The sequence below is a fragment of the Arthrobacter sp. 4R501 genome, assembly GCF_002929755.1.
Taxonomy (GTDB): domain Bacteria; phylum Actinomycetota; class Actinomycetes; order Actinomycetales; family Micrococcaceae; genus Arthrobacter.
Map to the genome: position 1 here is coordinate 190,608 of NZ_PJIW01000005.1, position 19,235 is coordinate 209,842.

The window sequence follows — 19,235 nt, forward strand, 5'->3', positions numbered from 1 at the left end:
ATGACCCGCCACACATTGTCCGTTCTGGTTGAAGACAAGCCCGGTGTGCTGACCCGCGTCGCGAGCCTGTTCGCCCGACGCGCCTTTAACATCAACTCCCTGGCCGTGGGCCCGACTGAAGTTCCGGGCATGTCCCGGATGACCGTCGTCGTCGACGCCGACGGTGACCTGATTGAACAGGTCACCAAGCAGCTCAATAAGCTGGTCAACGTGATCAAGATTGTTGAGCTCACCTCCGAATCTTCCGTGCAGCGAGACCACATCCTGGTCAAGGTACGTGCGGATGCCGCGACTCGTCTGCAGGTGACCCAGGCTGCAGACCTGTTCCGTGCTTCAGTGGTTGACGTCTCCACAGACTCCGTGGTCATTGAAGCAACAGGCCACCCCGAAAAGCTCACGGCGCTGCTCTCAGTGCTTGAGCCCTTCGGCATCCGCGAAATTGTGCAGTCCGGCACCCTGGCCGTTGGACGGGGATCCCGCTCCATGAGTGACAGGGCTTTGCGCAGCGCTTAGTTAAGGCCGGGCCACGGCCCCACCTGCGGCGCAATGCCCGTGCAGTACCGCAACACCCCAGACTAATTACCCAGTGAATCACTCAAGAGGAGTTACCCAAGTGACTGAAATGTTCTACGACGACGACGCCGACCTGTCGATCATCCAGGGTCGCAAGGTCGCCATTGTTGGCTATGGATCCCAGGGCCACGCCCACGCGCTGAACCTGCGCGACTCCGGCGTCGAGGTTGTCATCGCCCTCAAGGAAGGCTCGAAGTCGATCGCCAAGGCCGAAGAAGCCGGCTTCAAGGCCCTGACCGTTGCCGACGCCGCCGAATGGGCCGACGTCATCATGATCCTGGCGCCGGACCAGTACCAGCGCTCGATCTACAACGACTCCATCAAGGACAAGCTGACCCCGGGCAAGGCCCTGGCCTTCGCCCACGGCTTCAACATCCGCTTCGGCTACATCGAGGCACCGGAGGGCGTTGACGTCATCCTGATCGCCCCGAAGGCTCCGGGACACACCGTGCGCCGCGAATTCGAAGCCGGCCGAGGCATCCCGGACATCATCGCCGTGGAGCAGGACGCCACCGGCGCAGCCTGGGAGCTGGCCAAGTCCTACGCCAAGGCCATCGGCGGCACCCGCGCCGGCGTCATCAAGACCACCTTCACCGAAGAGACCGAAACCGACCTCTTCGGCGAGCAGGCTGTCCTCTGCGGCGGCGTGTCCCAGCTGGTCCAGTACGGCTTCGAAACCCTGACCGAAGCCGGCTACCAGCCGCAGATCGCCTACTTCGAGGTGCTCCACGAGCTCAAGCTCATCGTTGACCTCATGTGGGAAGGCGGCATTGCCAAGCAGCGCTGGAGCGTTTCCGACACCGCCGAGTACGGCGACTACGTCTCCGGCCCGCGCGTCATCACCCCCGAGGTGAAGGAAAACATGAAGGCGGTCCTCGCTGACATCCAGTCCGGTGCTTTCGCCAAGCGCTTCATCGAAGACCAGGACAACGGCGGCGTCGAGTTCAAGGAACTGCGCGCCAAGGCCGAGCAGCACCCCATCGAGGCTGTTGGCCGCGAGTTGCGCTCCCTGTTCGCCTGGCAGCAGACGGACGAAGACTACGTAGAGGGCTCCGCGGCCCGCTAAGTCTGCTGTGCCGGTTCCCCTCAGGGTGCCATCATGAGGCCGGGTTCACTTAACAATGTGAGCCCGGCCTTTCCGTCCGCCTAGACTTGTTCCATCCCAAGGACTGCAACGCAGAGGATCACTCGTGTCAAAACCCGTAGTACTGCTCGCCGAAGAACTTTCGCCCGCCACCATCGAGGCCCTCGGCCCGGACTTCGAAATCCGCCAGACTGACGGCTCCGACCGGTCCCAGCTGCTCGCCGCCATCGCGGACGTGGACGCCATCCTGGTCCGCTCCGCCACCCACCTGGACGCCGAAGCCATTGCCGCCGCGAAGAACCTCAAGGTCATCGCCCGCGCCGGCGTTGGCCTGGACAACGTTGACATTAAAGCCGCCACACAGGCCGGCGTGATGGTGGTCAACGCCCCGACGTCGAACATCATCTCGGCAGCGGAACTGACCGTGGGCCACATCCTGAGCCTCGCGCGCCACATCCCGCAGGCCAGCTCCGCGCTGAAGAACGGTGAATGGAAGCGCTCCAAGTACACCGGCATCGAACTCTTCGAGAAGAAGGTCGGCATCATCGGCCTGGGCCGCATCGGCGCCCTCGTTGCCGCACGCCTCCAGGGCTTCGACACCGAAATCCTCGCCTACGATCCGTACATCACCTCGGCCCGCGCCGCGCAGCTCGGCGTCAAGCTCGTCACCCTCGATGAACTGCTCAGCCAGTCGGACTTCGTCACCATCCACATGCCCAAGACGCCGGAAACCGTCGGCATGCTCGGCGCCGACGCGTTCACCAAGATGAAGTCCACCGCCTACGTGGTCAACGTGGCCCGTGGCGGCCTCGTGGACGAAGAGGCGCTCTATGCAGCCCTGCAGGACCGCCAGATCGCCGGCGCGGCCGTGGACGTCTTCGTCAAGGAACCCAGCACGGACCTGCCGTTCTTCGCCCTGGACAACGTGGTGGTCACCCCGCACCTGGGTGCATCCACCGATGAAGCCCAGGAGAAGGCAGGCGTCTCGGTTGCCAAGTCCGTGCGTTTGGCGCTGGCCGGCGAACTGGTACCGGATGCCGTGAACGTGGCCGGCGGCGTGATCGCCTCCGATGTCCGTCCCGGCATCCCGCTGATCGAAAAGCTGGGCCGGATCTTCACCGCGCTGACCCACGCCTCCCTGACCCAGATCGACGTCGAGGTTGCCGGCGAGATCGCGGCGCTGGACGTCAAGGTCCTGGAACTGGCCGCGCTCAAGGGCATCTTCGCCGATGTGGTGACCGAGCAGGTTTCCTACGTCAACGCCCCGGTTATCGCCGAACAGCGCGGCATCAACGTCCGCCTCATCACGACGGCGGAAGCGGAGGACTACCGCAACGTCCTCACCATCCGGGGTGCTTTGAGCGACGGCAGCCAGATCTCAGTGGCAGGCACGCTCACGGGCCCGAAGCAGATCCAGAAGCTCGTCGGCGTCAACGGCTACGACGTTGAGATCCCCATCAGCGAGCACCTTGTAGTGGTGGCCTACGCCGACCGGCCGGGTGTGATCGGAACCATCGGACACATCCTGGGCATGAACAACATCAACATTGCCGGCATGCAGGTGGCACGGCAGGCGGAAGGCGGCCAGGTTCTGGCACTGCTGACCATCGACAGTTCCGTTCCGCAGCAGGTGCTTGACGCCATAAAGGCAGGCATCGGCGCCGAAATGGTCCGCGAGGTGGACCTCGAGGACTAAGAACTGCACCGCCATCAACTACGCGTGACCGAACCTTAGCGTCGGCCACGTATGATTGGCCGGTCTGCTTACAATGGCTAGGTCCCGTTTCGGGACCACGCCGGCAGACCGGCCAATACTTTTGCACACCAGGCAGGAAATCCTATATATCCGCCGCCTGCGGATCCCGGTGTGCGCACGCAATCCAGGTTTCAGGGAGCCCAATGAACGCCGTCCAGAGGTTCATCAGAAGCAAAGTGCTGCTGCTGACCGCGGCCATCTTGATCGCAGCCATGTGCTTGTCGGTCCTCGTCCAAGGCCAGTCGCAGGCCGCACTCAACCGAACGGTGGATGAGAACTCGCGGGGTCTCTACGACGTCCTGGTCCAGGCCAAGGCAGGCTCCGGGGCGCTGATGCAGCCGGAGATCGCCAACGGTGGCGGCGGCATCAGTTTTGACCAGCTCGAGAAGCTCCGGAAGCTTTCCGGAACGTCCGTGGCGGCCCCCATCAGCCTGGTTTCCCGCGTGACGCAGAACTTGGAAGCGCCACGGCTCGACGCCATGGACTACCTTGGCTACAACTCCGGGCTGGCAGGCACAGCGACCACGGACCAGGCCGCCGGCGCCACAGATCCCAGCAAATGGCCTGCTGCCGAGTCCGTCCTGGGCGACACCGCCAAGAAGTACCGCCTGACCGCCAGCGCCGTCAGCTCCGACGGCGTCTCCGAGCAGACCCTGTTCAAGTCCACCGCGGAGGGCAGCCTGGGCAAGGCCCGCCTGATCGAAGAGCAGACGGCCGGGGGCCCCAGCATCCGGATCGCACCACCCGCAGGCGAGACGGGCATCAAGTTCCCCGCTCCCGCGGGCGGCTCCGAACACAACCTGTTCAACCTTTCGGTGTCCCTGCCGCTGTCTCCCGAAGTGACCGAGTCCGTGGTCGCCGTCGACCCCGTCTCCGAGCGCGCGCTGCTTGGCACGGCCGGCGACTTCCTGGCTCCGCTGGAGAAGGCTCCGCCCGCTGACGCGCGGAACGCCGGAGCGATCGGCCGGCACTTCGAAAGCCTCTTCACCAACGGCATCAGCCAGGAAGAGCTCAAGGAAGGCCCTGACTTCCTCGGCGTCAAACTCAAATACTGGGCACCGCTGATGACGCAGTACCAGCAGGCGAAGCGCAGCGGACAGCTGACCGCGGACTCGCAGGCCATTCCCCTGGTTGTCCGTTCCGGCACGTCCCTGGACCTTAAGTACAACGTGAAGATCGAGGAGATCGACGCCGCGGGCAAGGTTGTCAAGGACGTCGGCACCGCCACGCGTTCCCTCGGCAAGGACTACCTGCCGTTTGTGTCCAAGGACCCGTTCGCTCTGTCCTGGCCCGGCTCCACCGACCACTCCGGTCTCCTCGGCAGCGCCGGCAACTTCAACCAGGGCCTCTACACCCCGGCTACGTGGAGCACCGACTTCGCTGCCGCTCCGAAGTACACGGACGGCGACACCGCGGCCAATGGTGCGGTCCAGAAGACCGCCGTTCCGAGCGACTGGGTCACCGTAAACCGCCTGCCGGAGAAGGGTGCCAACGGCGCCCCGGTGGACCAGACCCAGCGTGAGCCCGTGGATGAACGTTCCTACCGGGAAGACCTGGCAACAGGGGAAAAGCTCGCGGCTCCGCTGGCCATGGTCTATGGGACCTTCGATCCCGCGGCTGTCGAGAAGGCCGCCGGCGACGTCAACCGCCTTCCGCTGGGTGGCTACGACCCCACTCCGCTTACCCTCACCAAGGACGCCGAAGGCAAGACGGTCACCGGTACCGAACTCAAGCCTTCACTCAGTGCCACCGGACTGGCGAGCCAGTCGGCCGGTGCCATCACCGACTTCTACGGCCTGGCCGCAGCACGCGGCTACAAGGACAACGCCGCCGTGATCGATGCCGTACGTGTCCGGGCCAAGGCCCCCGGAAGCTGGAAGGAAGCCCAGCCTGACGTCGAAAAGCTCGCCAGCGAGATCCGCGAAATGGGTCTTGAGGCTACTGTTGTGGCCGGTTCCGCCCGTGAGGACGCCAGCATTTTTGTCCCCGGATACTCCAAGGACGACGCCGGCAAGGAGTCAGCGCTGGGCACTGTCCAGCAGTCCTGGGTCCGGCAGAATGCAGCGGACGCAGTCTCCGGCTCCCTCACCGGGACCAACGTGACACTGCTCTTCCTGACGCTGTGCGGAGCCGCGCTGTTGACCGGCGCCTCCACCGTCAGCTACATCCGCAAACGCAAACGTGAAGCCGGGACCCTCCGCGCCATGGGCTGGACCCAGGTACGCATCAGGAACTGGGTGCTTGAGGAATTCGGTGTCGGCGCTGCGCTGCTCGCGGTAGCCGGGATCATCCTGAGCCTGGTGAGCTGGAGCCTGACCACAGCCATCGTCTCAGCTTCCGTCCTGGTCCTGTATGCGGCAGCGGCCTTCTTCGCCGCCCAACAGCTGCGCCACCGTGATGAGGTGGACCAGGAACCGCAGCACGACGAGCGGCTGATCCCGGTGGACTCCCCGCTGACGTTTGCCAACCGGCAGCTCAGCACGAACAAGTTCAACACCCTGTCCCTGGCCGTCGCAGTCGGCGTCTTCGGAGCCGCGGTGGGCGGGCTGGTTGCCTTGCTCATCGACATCCCCCGTGCTGCCGGAGCGAGCGCCCTCAGCGGCCTGGCCGCGGCAAGCGTGGCGATGCCCAGTATGCTCCTGGCACTCGCCGGCGTCGCCGTGGGGCTGGTCCTGACACTGGTCACCGGCCGGTTTGAGCTGAACGCCAAACGCCAGTACCTGGGCATCCTTGAGGCCATGGGCTGGAACCCGGACATGCTCCGCCAGGTCCGTCTTTTCGAAAACGCGCTGGTGGGCACGGTGGCCCTGCCGCTGGGCGTCCTGGGCGCGCTGGGCATCGGGCTCCTCCTTGCCCCATATGCCGCGCTATGGGCCGGCGTCGCCGGCCTCGTGGCTGTACTTTGCTGGATTCCGATTGCAACGAAAGTGGTCCAATGACAAACGAGACGAACGTTTACCGGAGCCGGAGGTCCGGCTCGGCTGAGTCGCCCCTGCAGACCCGTGCCAACACCATCGTCAAGGCCGCGGACCACGGGACCCCGCTGGAACTGAGCGACATCACCATCCGCTATGGCGGCGGTAAAAGCGGTGCCGAAGCCGTCAGTGTTGTGGAGAACTTCGACCTCACGCTGCACGCCGGCGAGATGCACTGCGTGGCCGGCCGAAGCGGATCCGGCAAGACCAGCATCCTGACAGTGGGGGCGGGACTGACCCTGCCGACGTCGGGCCGTGTCTTCTGGGAAGGGGATTCCCTCGAAAGCATGGGCGATGACGAAATCGCCGACCGCCGTCGGGCCCTGATCGGTTACGTTGACCAGGGCGGCGCCCTGATCGACGGCATGAGCGCCCTCGAGAACGTCCTCCTGCCGGCCGTGCCCGACGGCGAGGTGGACCAGCGCCGCGACATGGCCAAGGACCTCCTGGACCTGGTGGGCCTGGGCCGCCGGATGCGGCACCGTCCGGCCCAGCTGTCCGGTGGTGAACGCCAGCGTGTGGCGATCGCCCGCGCCCTGATCCTGGGTACGCGCGTCCTGGTGGTTGATGAGCCCACGGCCAGCCTGGACAGGGCCTCCGCCAACCGCATCATCAGCATCCTCAAGGACACCACCTCGGACGGCATCGCAGTACTGGTCGCTTCACACGACCACGAACTGGTCCGCCTGAGCGATACGCTGACTGAACTGATCTAGCCCCGCCCCTTCGCACCAAAGGTAACGTCCGCACGTGAGCGCAACAGCCAAAACCCCGTTCTACATCACCACGGCTATCACCTACCCGAACGGTGTTCCGCACATCGGGCATGCCTACGAGTACATCGCCACCGACGCCATGGCGCGCTTCAAGCGGCTTGACGGCTTTGACGTGATGTTCCTGACGGGCACGGATGAGCACGGCATGAAGATTGCGCAGGCGGCCGAGAAGGAAGGCGTCACGCCCAAGGAGCTGGTGGACCGCAACGCGGAAGTCTACAAGTCTGCCCACGCCGCGCTGGGGATTACCTACGACCGTTTCATCCGGACCACGGACGCTGACCACTACGCCGCGTCGCAGGCCATCTGGAAGAAGATGGAAGCCAACGGCGATATCTACCTGTCCAAGTACGAGGGCTGGTACTCCGTCCGGGACGAGGCCTTCTACGTGGAGGACGACACCCTGGTCAAAGACGACGGCGTGCGGTACTCGAAGGAGACGGACACCGAGGTGACGTGGACCGCTGAGGAGAGCTACTTCTTCCGGCTGTCCTCCTACCAGGACCGCCTGCTGGCGCTGTACGAGGCCCAGCCGGAGTTCGGGGCACCGCAGTCCCGCTTCAACGAGGTCATCAGCTTCGTCAAGCGCGGCCTCGAAGACCTGTCGATCAGCCGCACCACGTTCGACTGGGGTGTCCCCGTCCCCGGCAACGACAAGCATGTGATGTACGTCTGGGTGGACGCGCTCACCAACTACCTGACCGGCGTCGGCTACCCGGACGTCGATTCGGAATCCTTCAAGAAGTTCTGGCCCGCCGATGTGCATGTGATCGGCAAGGACATCTCACGGTTCCACGCCATCTACTGGCCGGCGTTCCTGATGAGTGCCGGCCTTGAGTTGCCCAAGCGCGTCATGATCCACGGCTTCCTGCACAACAACGGTGTGAAGATGTCCAAGTCGCTCGGCAACGTGGTGGCACCGGCAGACTTCGTGGCGCAGTACGGGCTGGACCAGGTACGGTTCTTCTTCCTCCGAGAGGTCCCGTTTGGCGCCGACGGCAGCTACAACCATGAGGCCATCGTGGGCCGCATGAACTCGGACCTGGCCAACAACTTCGGCAACCTGGCGCAGCGTTCGCTGTCCATGGTGGCCAAGAACTGCGAGGGCAGGGTCCCGGTTCCGGGTGCCTTCACGGCTGAAGACACCGCGATCCTGGCACAGGCCAACGGGCTTCTGGAGACGGCCCGGGCTGCCTTCGAAAAGCAGGAATTCAGCCGCGCACTCGAGGCCATCTGGGGCGTCCTGGGGGACACCAACGCCTACTTTGCCGAGCAGGCTCCCTGGGTACTGCGGAAGACCGACGTCGAACGCATGAACACCGTGCTGTACGTGACGCTGGAAGTACTGCGCATCGTGGCTATCCTGGCCCAGCCAGTGATGCCCACAGCCACGGCCGCGCTGTTGGACACCTTGGGACAGCCCGACGGCGGATCCCGCGATTTCTCCGCGCTCACCACACCTATTGTCGCCGGAACTCCGCTGCCGGCTCCGGCGCCGGTCTTCCCCAAGTATGAGGAACCGGCCGAAGCCTAGGTATGTCCCTGCTGGCTACTTGCCGGTACGCGGACTGAGTACGGTTCCGGGGCCGGTCAGTAGGGCCCGCCTTGTAAGGCGCGTACTGAGTACTGGAGACATCCTGGTGTCCGTCTGTCTAGCCTTATCTGGTTAGCAAACTGATGATTCGCATCTGGGAGAACCGTCGCCCCGATGCTGTCCGTTTGCCTTTAGCCCTCCGTGTCGGGGATGGCGCCGTTCTTCCACCTGTCTGATCAGTTTGGACCAGACAATGGATGGAGACGGAAATGAAACGGATCCTTGCCGCTTTTGGTGTCGCGGGTCTTGCGCTATTGGGTGCCACTGCGCCGGCCACCGCGTCGCCTTCTGAGGACGAGAAAAAGATCACCATTTGCCACGCCACCGGCTCGGAAAGCAATCCCTACGTGCCGGTGACCATCAGCCTCAACGCGCTCAACGCCCACGTGGGCCACCAGCACGATGAGGACATCATTCCGGCCAACGACGGGAAAGTCCTACCCGGAGGCCAGAACCTTGACAAGGCTAGTATCTGGAATGCAGGCTGCGCCGCACCAGGCGAGGGTAACGGCCACGGTAACGGCAACGGCGATCACAAGATCAGCATCTGCCACGCCACGGGCTCGGACAAGAACCCATACGTGCCGATTACGATCGCCCTGCAGGGGCTCAATGGCCACGCCAACGCCAACCACCAGCACACTGAAGACATCATCCCGCCGAACAACGGCAAGGTGCTGCCTGCAGGCCAGAACTGGACGGCTAACGGGCAGGCAACCTTTAACAACGGTTGCGTTCCCACAACGGCGCCGCCAGTAGTGCCGCCTGTTGTTCCTCCGGTGGTCCCGCCTGCTGTTACTCCGGTGACGCCGGGCGAAACTCCCAGAGGTGCTGTTGTGGGTGCGCCGGCGGGTCAAGGTGCCGTAGCCGCCAACAACCCTGGCTTCAATGTCCAGACTGCAGTGGCAGGTTCGACTGACGTTTCCATCGCCCCCTGGGCCGCTGGCATCGTTGTGATGATGCTCGCTGCAGCGGGAGTGGCTGCCCGCAGGACCCTGGCAGCCAGCGGTACCGTATCCCGGCCCCGGGAGGAGTGACGCCGGCTACTGGCGCCCGCAGGGGCACTGTTTGAATCACCGGCAGGCGCCGTGGCCGCAAGGGCACGGCGCCTGCCGGCAAACCAGGCAAATCCGACTCACAAGCGGGGTAACCATGGACAGCGATCGAAGGCTCTTCACCACCAAAAGCATTGTCTTTGTGGTGCTGTGCGGCGTGCTGGCCTATCTGGCGTTCGCATTTCTGCCATTCCTGGCCGGGCCGGGACCGACCATGACCGGGGTTGCTGTGCAGCCGACCACCCAGGCCCCAGCACCGTCCACCCCCACAGCCTCCACGGACACCGGCGCTCCGGTCCCGGCGGGTCCGGCAGCGTCGCCGCCGCAGCGGCTGGTGTACCCGGCCGCAGACATTGATGTGGTGGTCCATCCGCTCGAGCCCACCGGCGAGGACCAGGCCACCCAGACCATCGTGCCGCCCCCCACCATGGACGGCTACTGGCTGTCGCCTTACGGCGCCCCCGGCGCGGGCTCGGTCAACACCACGTATATCGCCGGGCACAGCTGGACGGACCGGGATGCGCCGTTCAACCGGCTGAGTACCAAGGCGGCGGCAGGTGACAGGCTGACCGTGGCGACGGCCACGGGCGAAGTGGCCTACCTGGTGGACTCGGTGACGACCTACGTCAAGTCCGGCCTTAAAGACAGCCCCATCTGGCAGGTGGCACCCAACAGGCTGGTCCTGATTTCCTGCTATACAGGTGATGCTTGGGGCACCAACGTGGTGGTGGTGGCCTCACCGGAGGACCCAACCCTTCGTCTCAGCAAATGAGACAGATTGTCCGGCATGCGGATCATCTTAATATTCTTGGAGCATGAGCGCATCCACGATCAATCTCGCTGTCATTCCCGGTGACGGCATTGGCCCGGAGGTCATTGCCGAGGCACTGAAAGTCCTCGAAAAGGCTGTCGCCGCTGAAGGCGTTGTCCTCGAGCAGACCCACTACCAGCTCGGTGCCGAGCACTGGCTGGCCACCGGCGAGACCCTTCCGGATGAGGTCCTCGCCGACCTGCGTACACGGGACGCGATCCTCTTCGGTGCTGTCGGTGCCGCCCCCGGCGACACCCGGATTCCGTCCGGCATCATTGAGCGGGAGATGCTGCTCAAGCTCCGCTTCAGCCTGGACCACTACGTCAACCTGCGGCCGTCGCGGTTGTACGGAACAGTCGGGAGCCCGCTGGCCAATCCCGGCACCATCGATTTTATCGTCGTCCGTGAGGGAACCGAGGGTCCATATGTGGGCAACGGCGGCTCGCTTCGCACCGGCACACCCCACGAGGTGGCCACCGAGGTCTCACTGAACACGGCGTATGGCGTGGAGCGCGTTGTCCGCGATGCCTTCCGCCGCGCCAGCGCCCGGGAACGCAAGCATGTGACCCTGGTGCACAAGCACAACGTCCTGGTCTACGCCGGCCACCTGTGGAAGCGCACCGTCGAGGCGGTGGCCCAGGAATTCCCCGAGGTCACCCACGATTACCTGCACGTTGATGCGGCCACCATCTTTATGGTCACCGACCCCTCACGGTTCGATGTCATTGTCACTGATAACCTCTTCGGCGACATCCTCACTGACCTCGCTGCAGCCATCACCGGCGGCATCGGGCTGGCGGCGTCGGGCAACATCAACATGGACCGCACCGCCCCCTCCATGTTTGAACCGGTCCACGGTTCGGCCCCGGACATCGCCGGACAGCAGAAGGCAGATCCCACCGCGGCCATCCTGTCGGCGGTGCTCCTGCTGGACCACCTCGGCTACACCGCCGCGGCCCGCAGGATCGAAGCTGCGGTGATCGCCGACGTCGAAACCCGCGACGGCGGCGCCCGCAGTACGAGCGCCGTCGGGGACGCCATCGCCGCAGCGCTCTAGGCCTGCTCTTGAGACTCGGTTAACCGGCGTAAGCTAGTTTCGAATCACCAAATGCTGCCCTGCGGTTCAGTGCTGAACCACATTCAGAAGGCAGCCGATCGTGGAGGAACCATGACTCAGACCGCCCATGGCGTCGAATTTAACCAGCAGCTCTCGGCAACCCCGAAGTCAGCTGAAGAGCGTGCAGCCATCCTGGCCAACCCGGGATTTGGCAACTACTTCACCGACCACACCGCCGTCGTCGACTACAGCGTGGACGAGCAAGGCGAGGGTGGCTGGCACAACGCCCGCGTTGAGGCTTACGGACCCATCTCCCTGGACCCGTCTGCCGCGGTGCTGCACTACGGTCAGGAGATCTTCGAAGGCCTCAAGGCATACCGCCACGCTGACGGCTCAATCTGGACCTTCCGTCCGGAGGCGAATGCGGCCCGCCTGAACAAGTCGGCACGACGCCTTGCGCTTCCGGAACTGCCCCAGGAGTACTTCCTGGGCGCCATCCGGGAACTGGTGCAGGCGGACAAGGAATGGGTTCCCGCCGGTGACGGCGAGGCCCTGTACCTGCGCCCGTTCATGATCGCCACCGAGGCGTTCCTGGGTGTCCGGGCAGCGCGGGAAGTGTCCTTCCGGGTGATCGCATCGCCCGCCGGCAACTACTTCGGCGGCGAACTCAAGCCCGTGTCCATCTGGATCTCGCGGGAGTATGCCCGCGCCGGACGCGGTGGCACAGGCGACGCCAAATGCGGCGGCAACTACGCAGCCTCCCTCATCGCCCAGCAGGAGGCTGAGGCCAACGGCTGCAAGCAGGTCCTCTTCCTGGACCAGTTCAACGACAACGCCGTCGAAGAGCTCGGCGGCATGAACGTGTTCTTTGTGATGAAGGACGGATCCCTCGTGACTCCTGCACTCACCGGAACCATCCTGGAAGGAATCACCAGGATGTCCGTTATCCAGGTTGCCAAGGACATGGGCCGTGAGGTGACGGAGCGCAAGATCACCCTTGATGAATGGCGCGACGGCGTGGCCTCCGGTGAGATCGCCGAGGTCTTCGCCTGCGGCACCGCAGCGGTGATCACCCCGATCGGTGTCCTCAAGGACGCCACCGAATTCATCGGCTCCGAGGACGCGAAGGCGGGGGAGACCACCATGGCCATCCGCGAACAGCTCCTGGGCATCCAGACCGGAACCGTGCCGGATACCCACGGCTGGCTGACGCGTCTGGCCTAAGCACGGCCTAGGCAGGCAACGCACATAGGAAATAACGACGGCGGCTGGCCGGCACTGTGGGAAGTTCAACACAATGCCGGGCAACCGCCGTCGTCCGTTAACTTGGTTTTCCGTTTGTAGGGAGCCGCGGCCTCAGCGGCGGGCGGCCTTCCGGGCAGCGTTCTTCAGGGCCTTGCGCGAGACCGGCTTCAGGGCCTTGCGTGCCGCTTCGTCGGCCAGGGCACGGTTGCGGCGGGCATCGATGATGTCGTTCCAGAGTGCGGTGGCGAAGGCACCGCCGTCCTGGGCGTAAACGTCATAGGGATAGTCAGCAAAGATGGTCTGTTTGGTGCCTCCGGTGGGCAGGTCCTTCCCTGTTGCCTCGGCGACGGCGTCGGCAATAGCCCAGGTCCGCGTCAGGTGGTGCGTGAGATTGTCCTGGACAAAAACGTTCGCGTCGCCGGAGGCAGCAGCGCGCTCCAGGAGTAGGGCCAGATCTTCAGCCAGGAACGTGGCCGCCCATTCGTCGACGTCTTCGATATGTGACCGGAAATCCTCGGCGACACCGTCCACCGCCTCGCGCCAGTCGTTGGTCTCACGGAACTTCTGCCACGTGGGAAACCAGACGATGGCGCCGGTCGCGTGGTTATGGATGTGCTGCAGGCCGCTGTTCTTCTCCGTCAGCGCGTGGTCGTGTCCTGCGGCGTCGGCGCCGGACAACAGGTCGGACAACGAGATGGTGGATGAAGTGCTCATGGGTGTGCCTGTCTGCTCTCTCTGGGCGGTGGGTTCACCAGCCATAACTCGCCCCGGGGGTGCGGTTATTCCGTGCCGTCCTGATGCGAAGATGGTGCAGTGAACTCCACCTCGAGCGGCATTCCAGTCGCTGCCAGCCCACTGACGGCTTTCTTCCTGGCACCCAACCCCGGGCCGATGAGCCTGGACGGCACCAATTCGTACGTCGTCTCCGCCCCCGGCGCCAGTACATCCGTGGTGGTGGATCCGGGTCCGGCGGACGAGGGCCACCTTCGCCGCCTCGCGGATGTGGGCCCCGTGGAACTCATTCTCGTGACGCACCGGCACGCCGACCACACGGCAGGCTCCCAGCGGCTCCATGAGCTCACCGGCGCCCCGGTCCGCGCCGCCGATCCCCGCCACTGCCACGGCGGCGGCGAGCCACTGCAGGACGGCGAAACCATCCAGGCAGCGGGAGTGGCGGTCCGGGTCCTGGCCACGCCGGGCCACACCTCGGATTCCGCCTGCTTCCACCTTCCCGACGACGGCCCGCACGGCTCAGTGCTGACCGGCGACACTATCCTGGGCCGCGGGACCACCATGCTGGACTACCCGGACGGCAGGCTGGGGGATTACCTGCGGTCCCTGGACCGGCTCGAAGCCCTTGGCCCGGCCACCGTCCTGCCGGCCCACGGGCCGGTACTTCCCTCCCTAGCGGCCATTGCCCGTGCCTACCGCGAGCACCGGCACGAGCGGCTGGCGCAGATCCGCGCGGCACTTGTCCGGCATGGCGGGGACGCGACGGTGGTTGACGTGGCAGACGACGTGTACGCCGACGTCGAACCTTCCGTCCGGCGGGCAGCCGAAATGTCGGTGGCCGCGCAGCTTGACTACCTGCGGGGGTCCCCGGCGGCTGACAGGACGGCGTGACCCAGGGCAGCTGCCGCCGCTCAAGACGGTAGGCTAACAACCATGCGTATTGCCAGGTTTGTAGTCGATTCTGATCCCCTCTACGGCGTTGTTGAAGGCGAGCCCGGCAGTGAGGAAATCACTGTCATTAACGGTGACCCCTTCTTCCACGGCGTGGAGCGCACGCACGTTAAGCACAAGCTTGAAGATGTCCGGCTCCTGGCGCCGATCATTCCCCGCAGCAAGGTGATCGGCGTGGGCCGAAACTTCGCCGAGCACGCCGCCGAGCTGGGCAATGAGGTCCCGCAGCAGCCGCTGCTGTTCCTGAAGCCGAACACCTCTGTCATCGGCCCCGGCGACCCCATCGTGCTGCCGGAATTCTCAGACGAGGTTTCGTTCGAGGCCGAACTGTGTGTGGTCATCGGCCGGATCTGTAAGGACGTCCCGGAAGACCGCGTCGACGAAGTCATCTTCGGCTACACCTGCGGCAACGACCTCACCGCCCGCGATGTCCAGAAAACGGACCTGCAGTGGGCCCGGGCCAAGGGCTTCGACACCTCGGCACCCCTCGGACCCTGGATTGAGACCGAGCTGGACACCGAAGACCTGGCCATCAAGGGCTGGCTCAACGGCGAACTGCGCCAGGACGGCAGCACCAGCCAGATGATCCGCGGCGTTCGGGAAATCGTCTCCATCGTGTCCCAGGCCTTCACCCTGCTCCCCGGGGATGTCATCATGACCGGCACCCCGGCCGGCGTCGACCTGGTCACCGCGGGGGACCGCTATGACGTGGAGATCGAGGGCATCGGTCGCCTGTCCAACCCGGTGGTCCGCCGCTGACGGGTAAAGTTGGAACCACTATGACTACTGCCTCCGCGCTGAACCCTGCCGCCATCCCGTCCGTCACTGCCGAAACCCCGGTCCGGGTGCGGTTCTGCCCGTCACCCACGGGCACCCCGCACGTGGGCCTGATCCGCACGGCGCTGTTCAACTGGGCCTATGCCCGGCACACCAAGGGCACCCTGGTCTTCCGCATCGAGGACACGGACTCGGAGCGGGACAGCGAGGAAAGCTACCACCAGCTGCTGGACGCGCTGAAGTGGCTGGGCATCACCTGGGACGAGGGTGTCGAAGTGGGCGGCCCGCACGAGCCGTACCGCCAGTCGCAGCGCAGCGACATCTACCAGGACGTCATCGCGCGGCTGAAGGCCGGCGGCCACATTTACGAGTCCTACTCCACCCCGGCTGAAATCGAAGCCCGCCACCGTGCGGCCTCCCGGGACCCCAAGCTGGGTTATGACGGGTTTGACCGGCACATCACCGAGGAACAGCTGGCCCAGTACAAGGCAGAGGGCCGCCAGGCCGTGCTGCGCCTCCGGATGCCGGACGAGGACCTCACGTTCAAGGACCTCGTCCGCGGCGAGATCACGTTCAAGGCAGGCTCCGTGCCGGACTTCGCGGTGGTCCGTGCCAACGGCGCGCCGTTGTACACGCTGGTGAACCCGGTGGACGATGCCCTGATGGGAATCACCCACGTGCTGCGCGGCGAAGACCTGCTGAGCTCCACGCCCCGCCAGATCGCCCTGTACCGTGCCCTCTACGCCATTGGCGTGGCCGAGTACATGCCCGAGTTCGGCCACCTTCCCTACGTCATGGGCCAGGGCAACAAGAAGCTCTCCAAGCGCGACCCCGAATCCAGCCTGTTCCTGCACCGCGAACGCGGCTTCATTCCCGAGGGCCTGCTGAACTACCTGTCCCTCCTGGGCTGGTCCCTGAGCGCCGACGAGGACATCTTCACCGTCAAGCAGCTCGTGGAGCACTTCGACATCCACGATGTGCTCGCCAACCCGGCCCGCTTTGACCTGAAGAAGGCCGAGGCCATCAACGGCACGCACGTCCGGCTGCTCGAAGCGGCTGACTTCCGTGCGCGCCTGGTGCCGTACCTCCGGGCCGCGGGCCTGGTCGGGGAAATCCTCACGGACCGGGAGGAAGAGATCCTCACCGAGGCTGCACCCCTCGTCCAGGAGCGGATCACCCTGCTCGGGGAAGCCCCGGAGATGCTCGCCTTCCTGTTCAAGGCCGACGACGCCATCGACGTCGCGGACGATGCCCTTAAGGGCCTGCCCGCCAACCTGACCGAAGTCCTCGACGCCGCCCTTGCTGCCCTTGAGCCCATTCAGGACTGGAACCCGGAGGAGATTCAGACGGCCCTGAAGCAGGCACTCGTGGAGGACCTCGGGCTGAAGCCGCGGCTGGCCTTCGGTCCTGTCCGCACGGCCATCTCCGGGCGCCGGATCTCGCCGCCGCTCTTCGAATCCATGGTGATCCTGGGCAAGGGCTCGTCCCTGAGCCGGCTCCGTACCTTCCGCGGCTGATGTCTACCACCGGCACGACGGCTGACGGAGTCCTGAGCACACGTTTCGGGTCCATCCGGGGCGTCCTCTTCGACATCGACGACACCCTGGTGGACCTCGAATACGCCATGACCACCGCCCTGCGTGAGGTCAGCGAGCACCTTCTGCCCGGTCTGGACCAGACCGGGTGGGAGCGTTTCGGCAGGATCTTCACGCACGAGACCACGCACTACTACGACCGGTACCTGGCGGGGGAGCTGACCTTCAACGACCAGCGCCTCCTGCGGGGACGCGCCGCCCTGGGGCACTTCGGTGTGGATCTTGCCGACGGTGAAGAAGCGCACGGGTGGCTCTCGGCCTACGGCCGGCTGCAGCCCACGTATGTACGTGCCTTTGAGGACGTTCTGCCGCTCCTGGACCTGCTGGATGCTGCCGGCATCCCCTACGGTGCCGTCAGTAACAACGTGCACGACTACCAGCGGGCCAAGCTCGACGGCGCTGGACTGGAACGCGTCCGCCGCCTGGTTGGTACGGACACGGTAGGCGTTGCCAAGCCCGAGCCGGCCATCTACCTCGAAGGAGTCCGCCTGCTGGGGACTGCCCCGGAGGAGACGCTCTACGTGGGTGACAACAGGATGCTGGACGCTGAAGGTTCGACGGCGGCGGGCCTGATAGGCGTCTGGCTCGACAGGGTGGGGGAGCCCGCGCCGGATTTCACCGGTCACAAGATCACCTCACTGGAGCAGTTGCTGGGCTGACCGGCCGCTTACTCCGCAGACTGCAGCCTTCGCCTGTTCCACAGCACCAGGTAGATGCCCACGGATCCGAGCACAAGCACAGCAACCAGGCAGAGGGCAACGGCGGTATCGGACTTCCCCACCATACTGGTGGGCGAGACGGCCGCTGCGCTGCTGTACAGGGTGTCCGTGCCATCCGCAATCCGGGCATTGCCATCAGCAAGTTTCTCGGCACCCGTGGCCAGCTCTGTCGATCCCGTGGCCAGCTTGGTGTTGCCTGTGGCAAGCTCCGAAGCGCCCGCAGCCAGTGCCTGGGAGCCGTGGAGCAGGCCGGGGTTTGAGGGATCGGCCGGATCGCCCTTGATCCCGGCATTCAACGCCAACGTGCCGTCCGCCAGCCGTGAGGTGCCCTCAGTAATAGTGGCGACGGCGTTGATCAGGCCCGGGCGGTCGGCATTGCCGGGCACGCCGTCCATGCCGGTGCGGATCTGGGCAGTTCCGGCGGCCAGCAGTTCGGTACCGAGCACAACACCAGGGTTGTTGGGATCGCGACTGTTGAGCTTTTCACCCAGGGTGGCGAAGCCGGCGGTGAGGCGCCCTGTTCCAGTGTGCAACTGTGCCGCTCCGTCATTGAGCTTCCCCGCGCCAGCCTGCAGTTGCTGCGCCCCGGCGTCGAGCCTATGGGCTCCAGCGGTGATCTTGGCGATCTTGTCCTTGACTACGGCCAGCGGCACCAGACCCTGAAGCGGGTCCGAGGCTGCCGCCTCCAGCAGCTCAAGGGCCTGCGCCAAGGCTGCCGTTCCGGTACCTGCCTCGGGGGAGTTGTTTGCTCCCCGGTAGCCTTTCAGCTCGGCCGTTCCGGCGGCCAGTTCGCCGGTTCCCGAGGCCAGGCGGGCCGCACCTGCATCCAGCGCAGTCGCGCCGTCCGCCAGATTGTTCTCGGCATTTCCGGCGGCCGTAGGCGTCAGCGCCGCGGCGAGCTGGGTGGCTCCGGCGGCGAGCTTTCGGGCGCCGTCGTCCGCTTTGTACACGCCGGGCGCGAGCTTGTTGTTGACGTCAGTTTCGATCTTGACGGCTCCGGCGGCGAGCTGGTCTGCACCGGACTGCAGTCTTTCAGCGCCCGGGGCCAGCGTCTCGCTGACACCCAGGAGGACTTTGTCGGCGCCGGAGGAGAGCTTGCCGGCACCGGTGTCGGCCAGGCCCGCGCCGGCCGCCAGCTGGCCGGCGCCGTCCTTGAGCTGCTCAGCGCCGGCCGAGGCCTGGCCCGCACCGTCCATCAGCTTGGCCGATCCGTCGGTGATCCTGCCGGTGACCAGGGTGTAAAACCCAAGCAAAGCAATCAGCATCAGGGCCAGGACGGCGACAGCAAGCTGCTGTGCCCGGGTTCGGGTCTTGGTGGGCGCGGCGGCACGACTTTGTGTCACGGTGGGTCCTCTCGACGGTTTGCCGGCAGTGTGAAATCTGCCGGCCACCCACCTGGACCAGGGTGGCAGTCCGGACGCAAAACGACATTCCGAAGGGCCTGCAGCAAAGGCAGTGGGTGGTTACTCTCGGGTAACTTACCGAGAGTAAACTTATTCCGGGTGATCTGGCAAGAGGTTCAGGCCCTTGGGTCT

The 19,235-nt window shown here is 65.1% G+C and carries 16 protein-coding genes; 14 read left to right on the forward strand and 2 right to left on the reverse strand.

Translation table 11 applies throughout. From position 1 onward, the window contains the following. From ilvN to CXR02_RS06490, 10 genes are all read left to right on the forward strand, one after another. Positions 1 to 513, forward strand: coding sequence for an acetolactate synthase small subunit (gene ilvN / locus CXR02_RS06445; protein WP_028271611.1), 513 nt, complete (start codon positions 1 to 3; stop codon positions 511 to 513). Between the two features lie 100 nt (positions 514 to 613). After that, positions 614 to 1,639, forward strand: coding sequence for a ketol-acid reductoisomerase (gene ilvC, locus CXR02_RS06450; protein ID WP_104061225.1), 1,026 nt, complete (start codon positions 614 to 616; stop codon positions 1,637 to 1,639). A gap of 124 nt (positions 1,640 to 1,763) precedes the next feature. Next, entirely contained in the window at positions 1,764 to 3,353 is a 1,590-nt protein-coding gene (gene serA / locus CXR02_RS06455) for a phosphoglycerate dehydrogenase (protein WP_104061226.1), read from the forward strand. 203 nt (positions 3,354 to 3,556) lie between these two features. Continuing rightward, entirely contained in the window at positions 3,557 to 6,352 is a 2,796-nt protein-coding gene (locus CXR02_RS06460; protein WP_056349228.1) for an ABC transporter permease, read from the forward strand. Continuing rightward, a complete protein-coding gene (locus tag CXR02_RS06465) occupies positions 6,349 to 7,104 on the forward strand; it encodes an ABC transporter ATP-binding protein (protein ID WP_056349225.1) in 756 nt (251 codons plus the stop codon). Before CXR02_RS06460 ends, CXR02_RS06465 begins: the two co-directional genes overlap by 4 nt. Before the next feature lie 34 nt (positions 7,105 to 7,138). Beyond that, the gene (metG, locus tag CXR02_RS06470) at positions 7,139 to 8,698 is read left to right on the forward strand and encodes a methionine--tRNA ligase (protein WP_104061227.1); all 1,560 of its coding nucleotides are present in this window, start codon (positions 7,139 to 7,141) and stop codon (positions 8,696 to 8,698) included. Between the two features lie 269 nt (positions 8,699 to 8,967). Further along, positions 8,968 to 9,795, forward strand: coding sequence for a hypothetical protein (locus tag CXR02_RS06475; protein WP_104061228.1), 828 nt, complete (start codon positions 8,968 to 8,970; stop codon positions 9,793 to 9,795). Between the two features lie 115 nt (positions 9,796 to 9,910). Continuing rightward, a complete protein-coding gene (locus CXR02_RS06480; RefSeq protein WP_104061229.1) occupies positions 9,911 to 10,585 on the forward strand; it encodes a class F sortase in 675 nt (224 codons plus the stop codon). 43 nt (positions 10,586 to 10,628) lie between these two features. Continuing rightward, entirely contained in the window at positions 10,629 to 11,681 is a 1,053-nt protein-coding gene (locus tag CXR02_RS06485) for a 3-isopropylmalate dehydrogenase (protein ID WP_056349215.1), read from the forward strand. A 111-nt stretch (positions 11,682 to 11,792) separates the two neighbouring features. Beyond that, positions 11,793 to 12,905 (forward strand): branched-chain amino acid aminotransferase, encoded by a 1,113-nt coding sequence (locus CXR02_RS06490; RefSeq protein ID WP_104061296.1) that lies wholly within the window; start codon positions 11,793 to 11,795, stop codon positions 12,903 to 12,905. Between the two features lie 132 nt (positions 12,906 to 13,037). Here the strand turns inward: CXR02_RS06490 and CXR02_RS06495 are convergent, their stop codons facing one another. Beyond that, on the reverse strand, positions 13,038 to 13,640 hold the full coding sequence (locus tag CXR02_RS06495; RefSeq protein ID WP_258060835.1) for a hypothetical protein: 603 nt from the start codon (positions 13,638 to 13,640) through the stop codon (positions 13,038 to 13,040). 99 nt (positions 13,641 to 13,739) lie between these two features. Here CXR02_RS06495 and CXR02_RS06500 point away from each other — a divergent pair, with 99 nt between their 5' ends. The 4 genes from CXR02_RS06500 to CXR02_RS06515 are packed head-to-tail and all read left to right on the forward strand — an operon-like array spanning position 13,740 to position 17,640. Continuing rightward, positions 13,740 to 14,549, forward strand: a complete 810-nt coding sequence (locus CXR02_RS06500) for an MBL fold metallo-hydrolase (RefSeq protein WP_258060836.1) — start codon at positions 13,740 to 13,742, stop codon at positions 14,547 to 14,549. Between the two features lie 42 nt (positions 14,550 to 14,591). Continuing rightward, the gene (locus CXR02_RS06505; RefSeq protein ID WP_056349204.1) at positions 14,592 to 15,368 is read left to right on the forward strand and encodes a fumarylacetoacetate hydrolase family protein; all 777 of its coding nucleotides are present in this window, start codon (positions 14,592 to 14,594) and stop codon (positions 15,366 to 15,368) included. A gap of 20 nt (positions 15,369 to 15,388) precedes the next feature. Further along, complete coding sequence (gltX, locus tag CXR02_RS06510; protein WP_056349200.1) at positions 15,389 to 16,903, forward strand: glutamate--tRNA ligase; 1,515 nt, start codon at positions 15,389 to 15,391, stop codon at positions 16,901 to 16,903. Further along, on the forward strand, positions 16,903 to 17,640 hold the full coding sequence (locus tag CXR02_RS06515; protein ID WP_056349198.1) for an HAD family hydrolase: 738 nt from the start codon (positions 16,903 to 16,905) through the stop codon (positions 17,638 to 17,640). The genes gltX and CXR02_RS06515 overlap by 1 nt, the downstream gene beginning before the upstream one ends. 8 nt (positions 17,641 to 17,648) lie before the next feature. Here CXR02_RS06515 and CXR02_RS06520 read toward each other — a convergent pair whose 3' ends face one another. Further along, positions 17,649 to 19,043: a hypothetical protein gene (locus CXR02_RS06520; RefSeq protein ID WP_104061231.1), complete on the reverse strand. Its 1,395-nt coding sequence runs from the start codon at positions 19,041 to 19,043 to the stop codon at positions 17,649 to 17,651. Between the last annotated feature and the right edge of the window lie 192 nt (positions 19,044 to 19,235).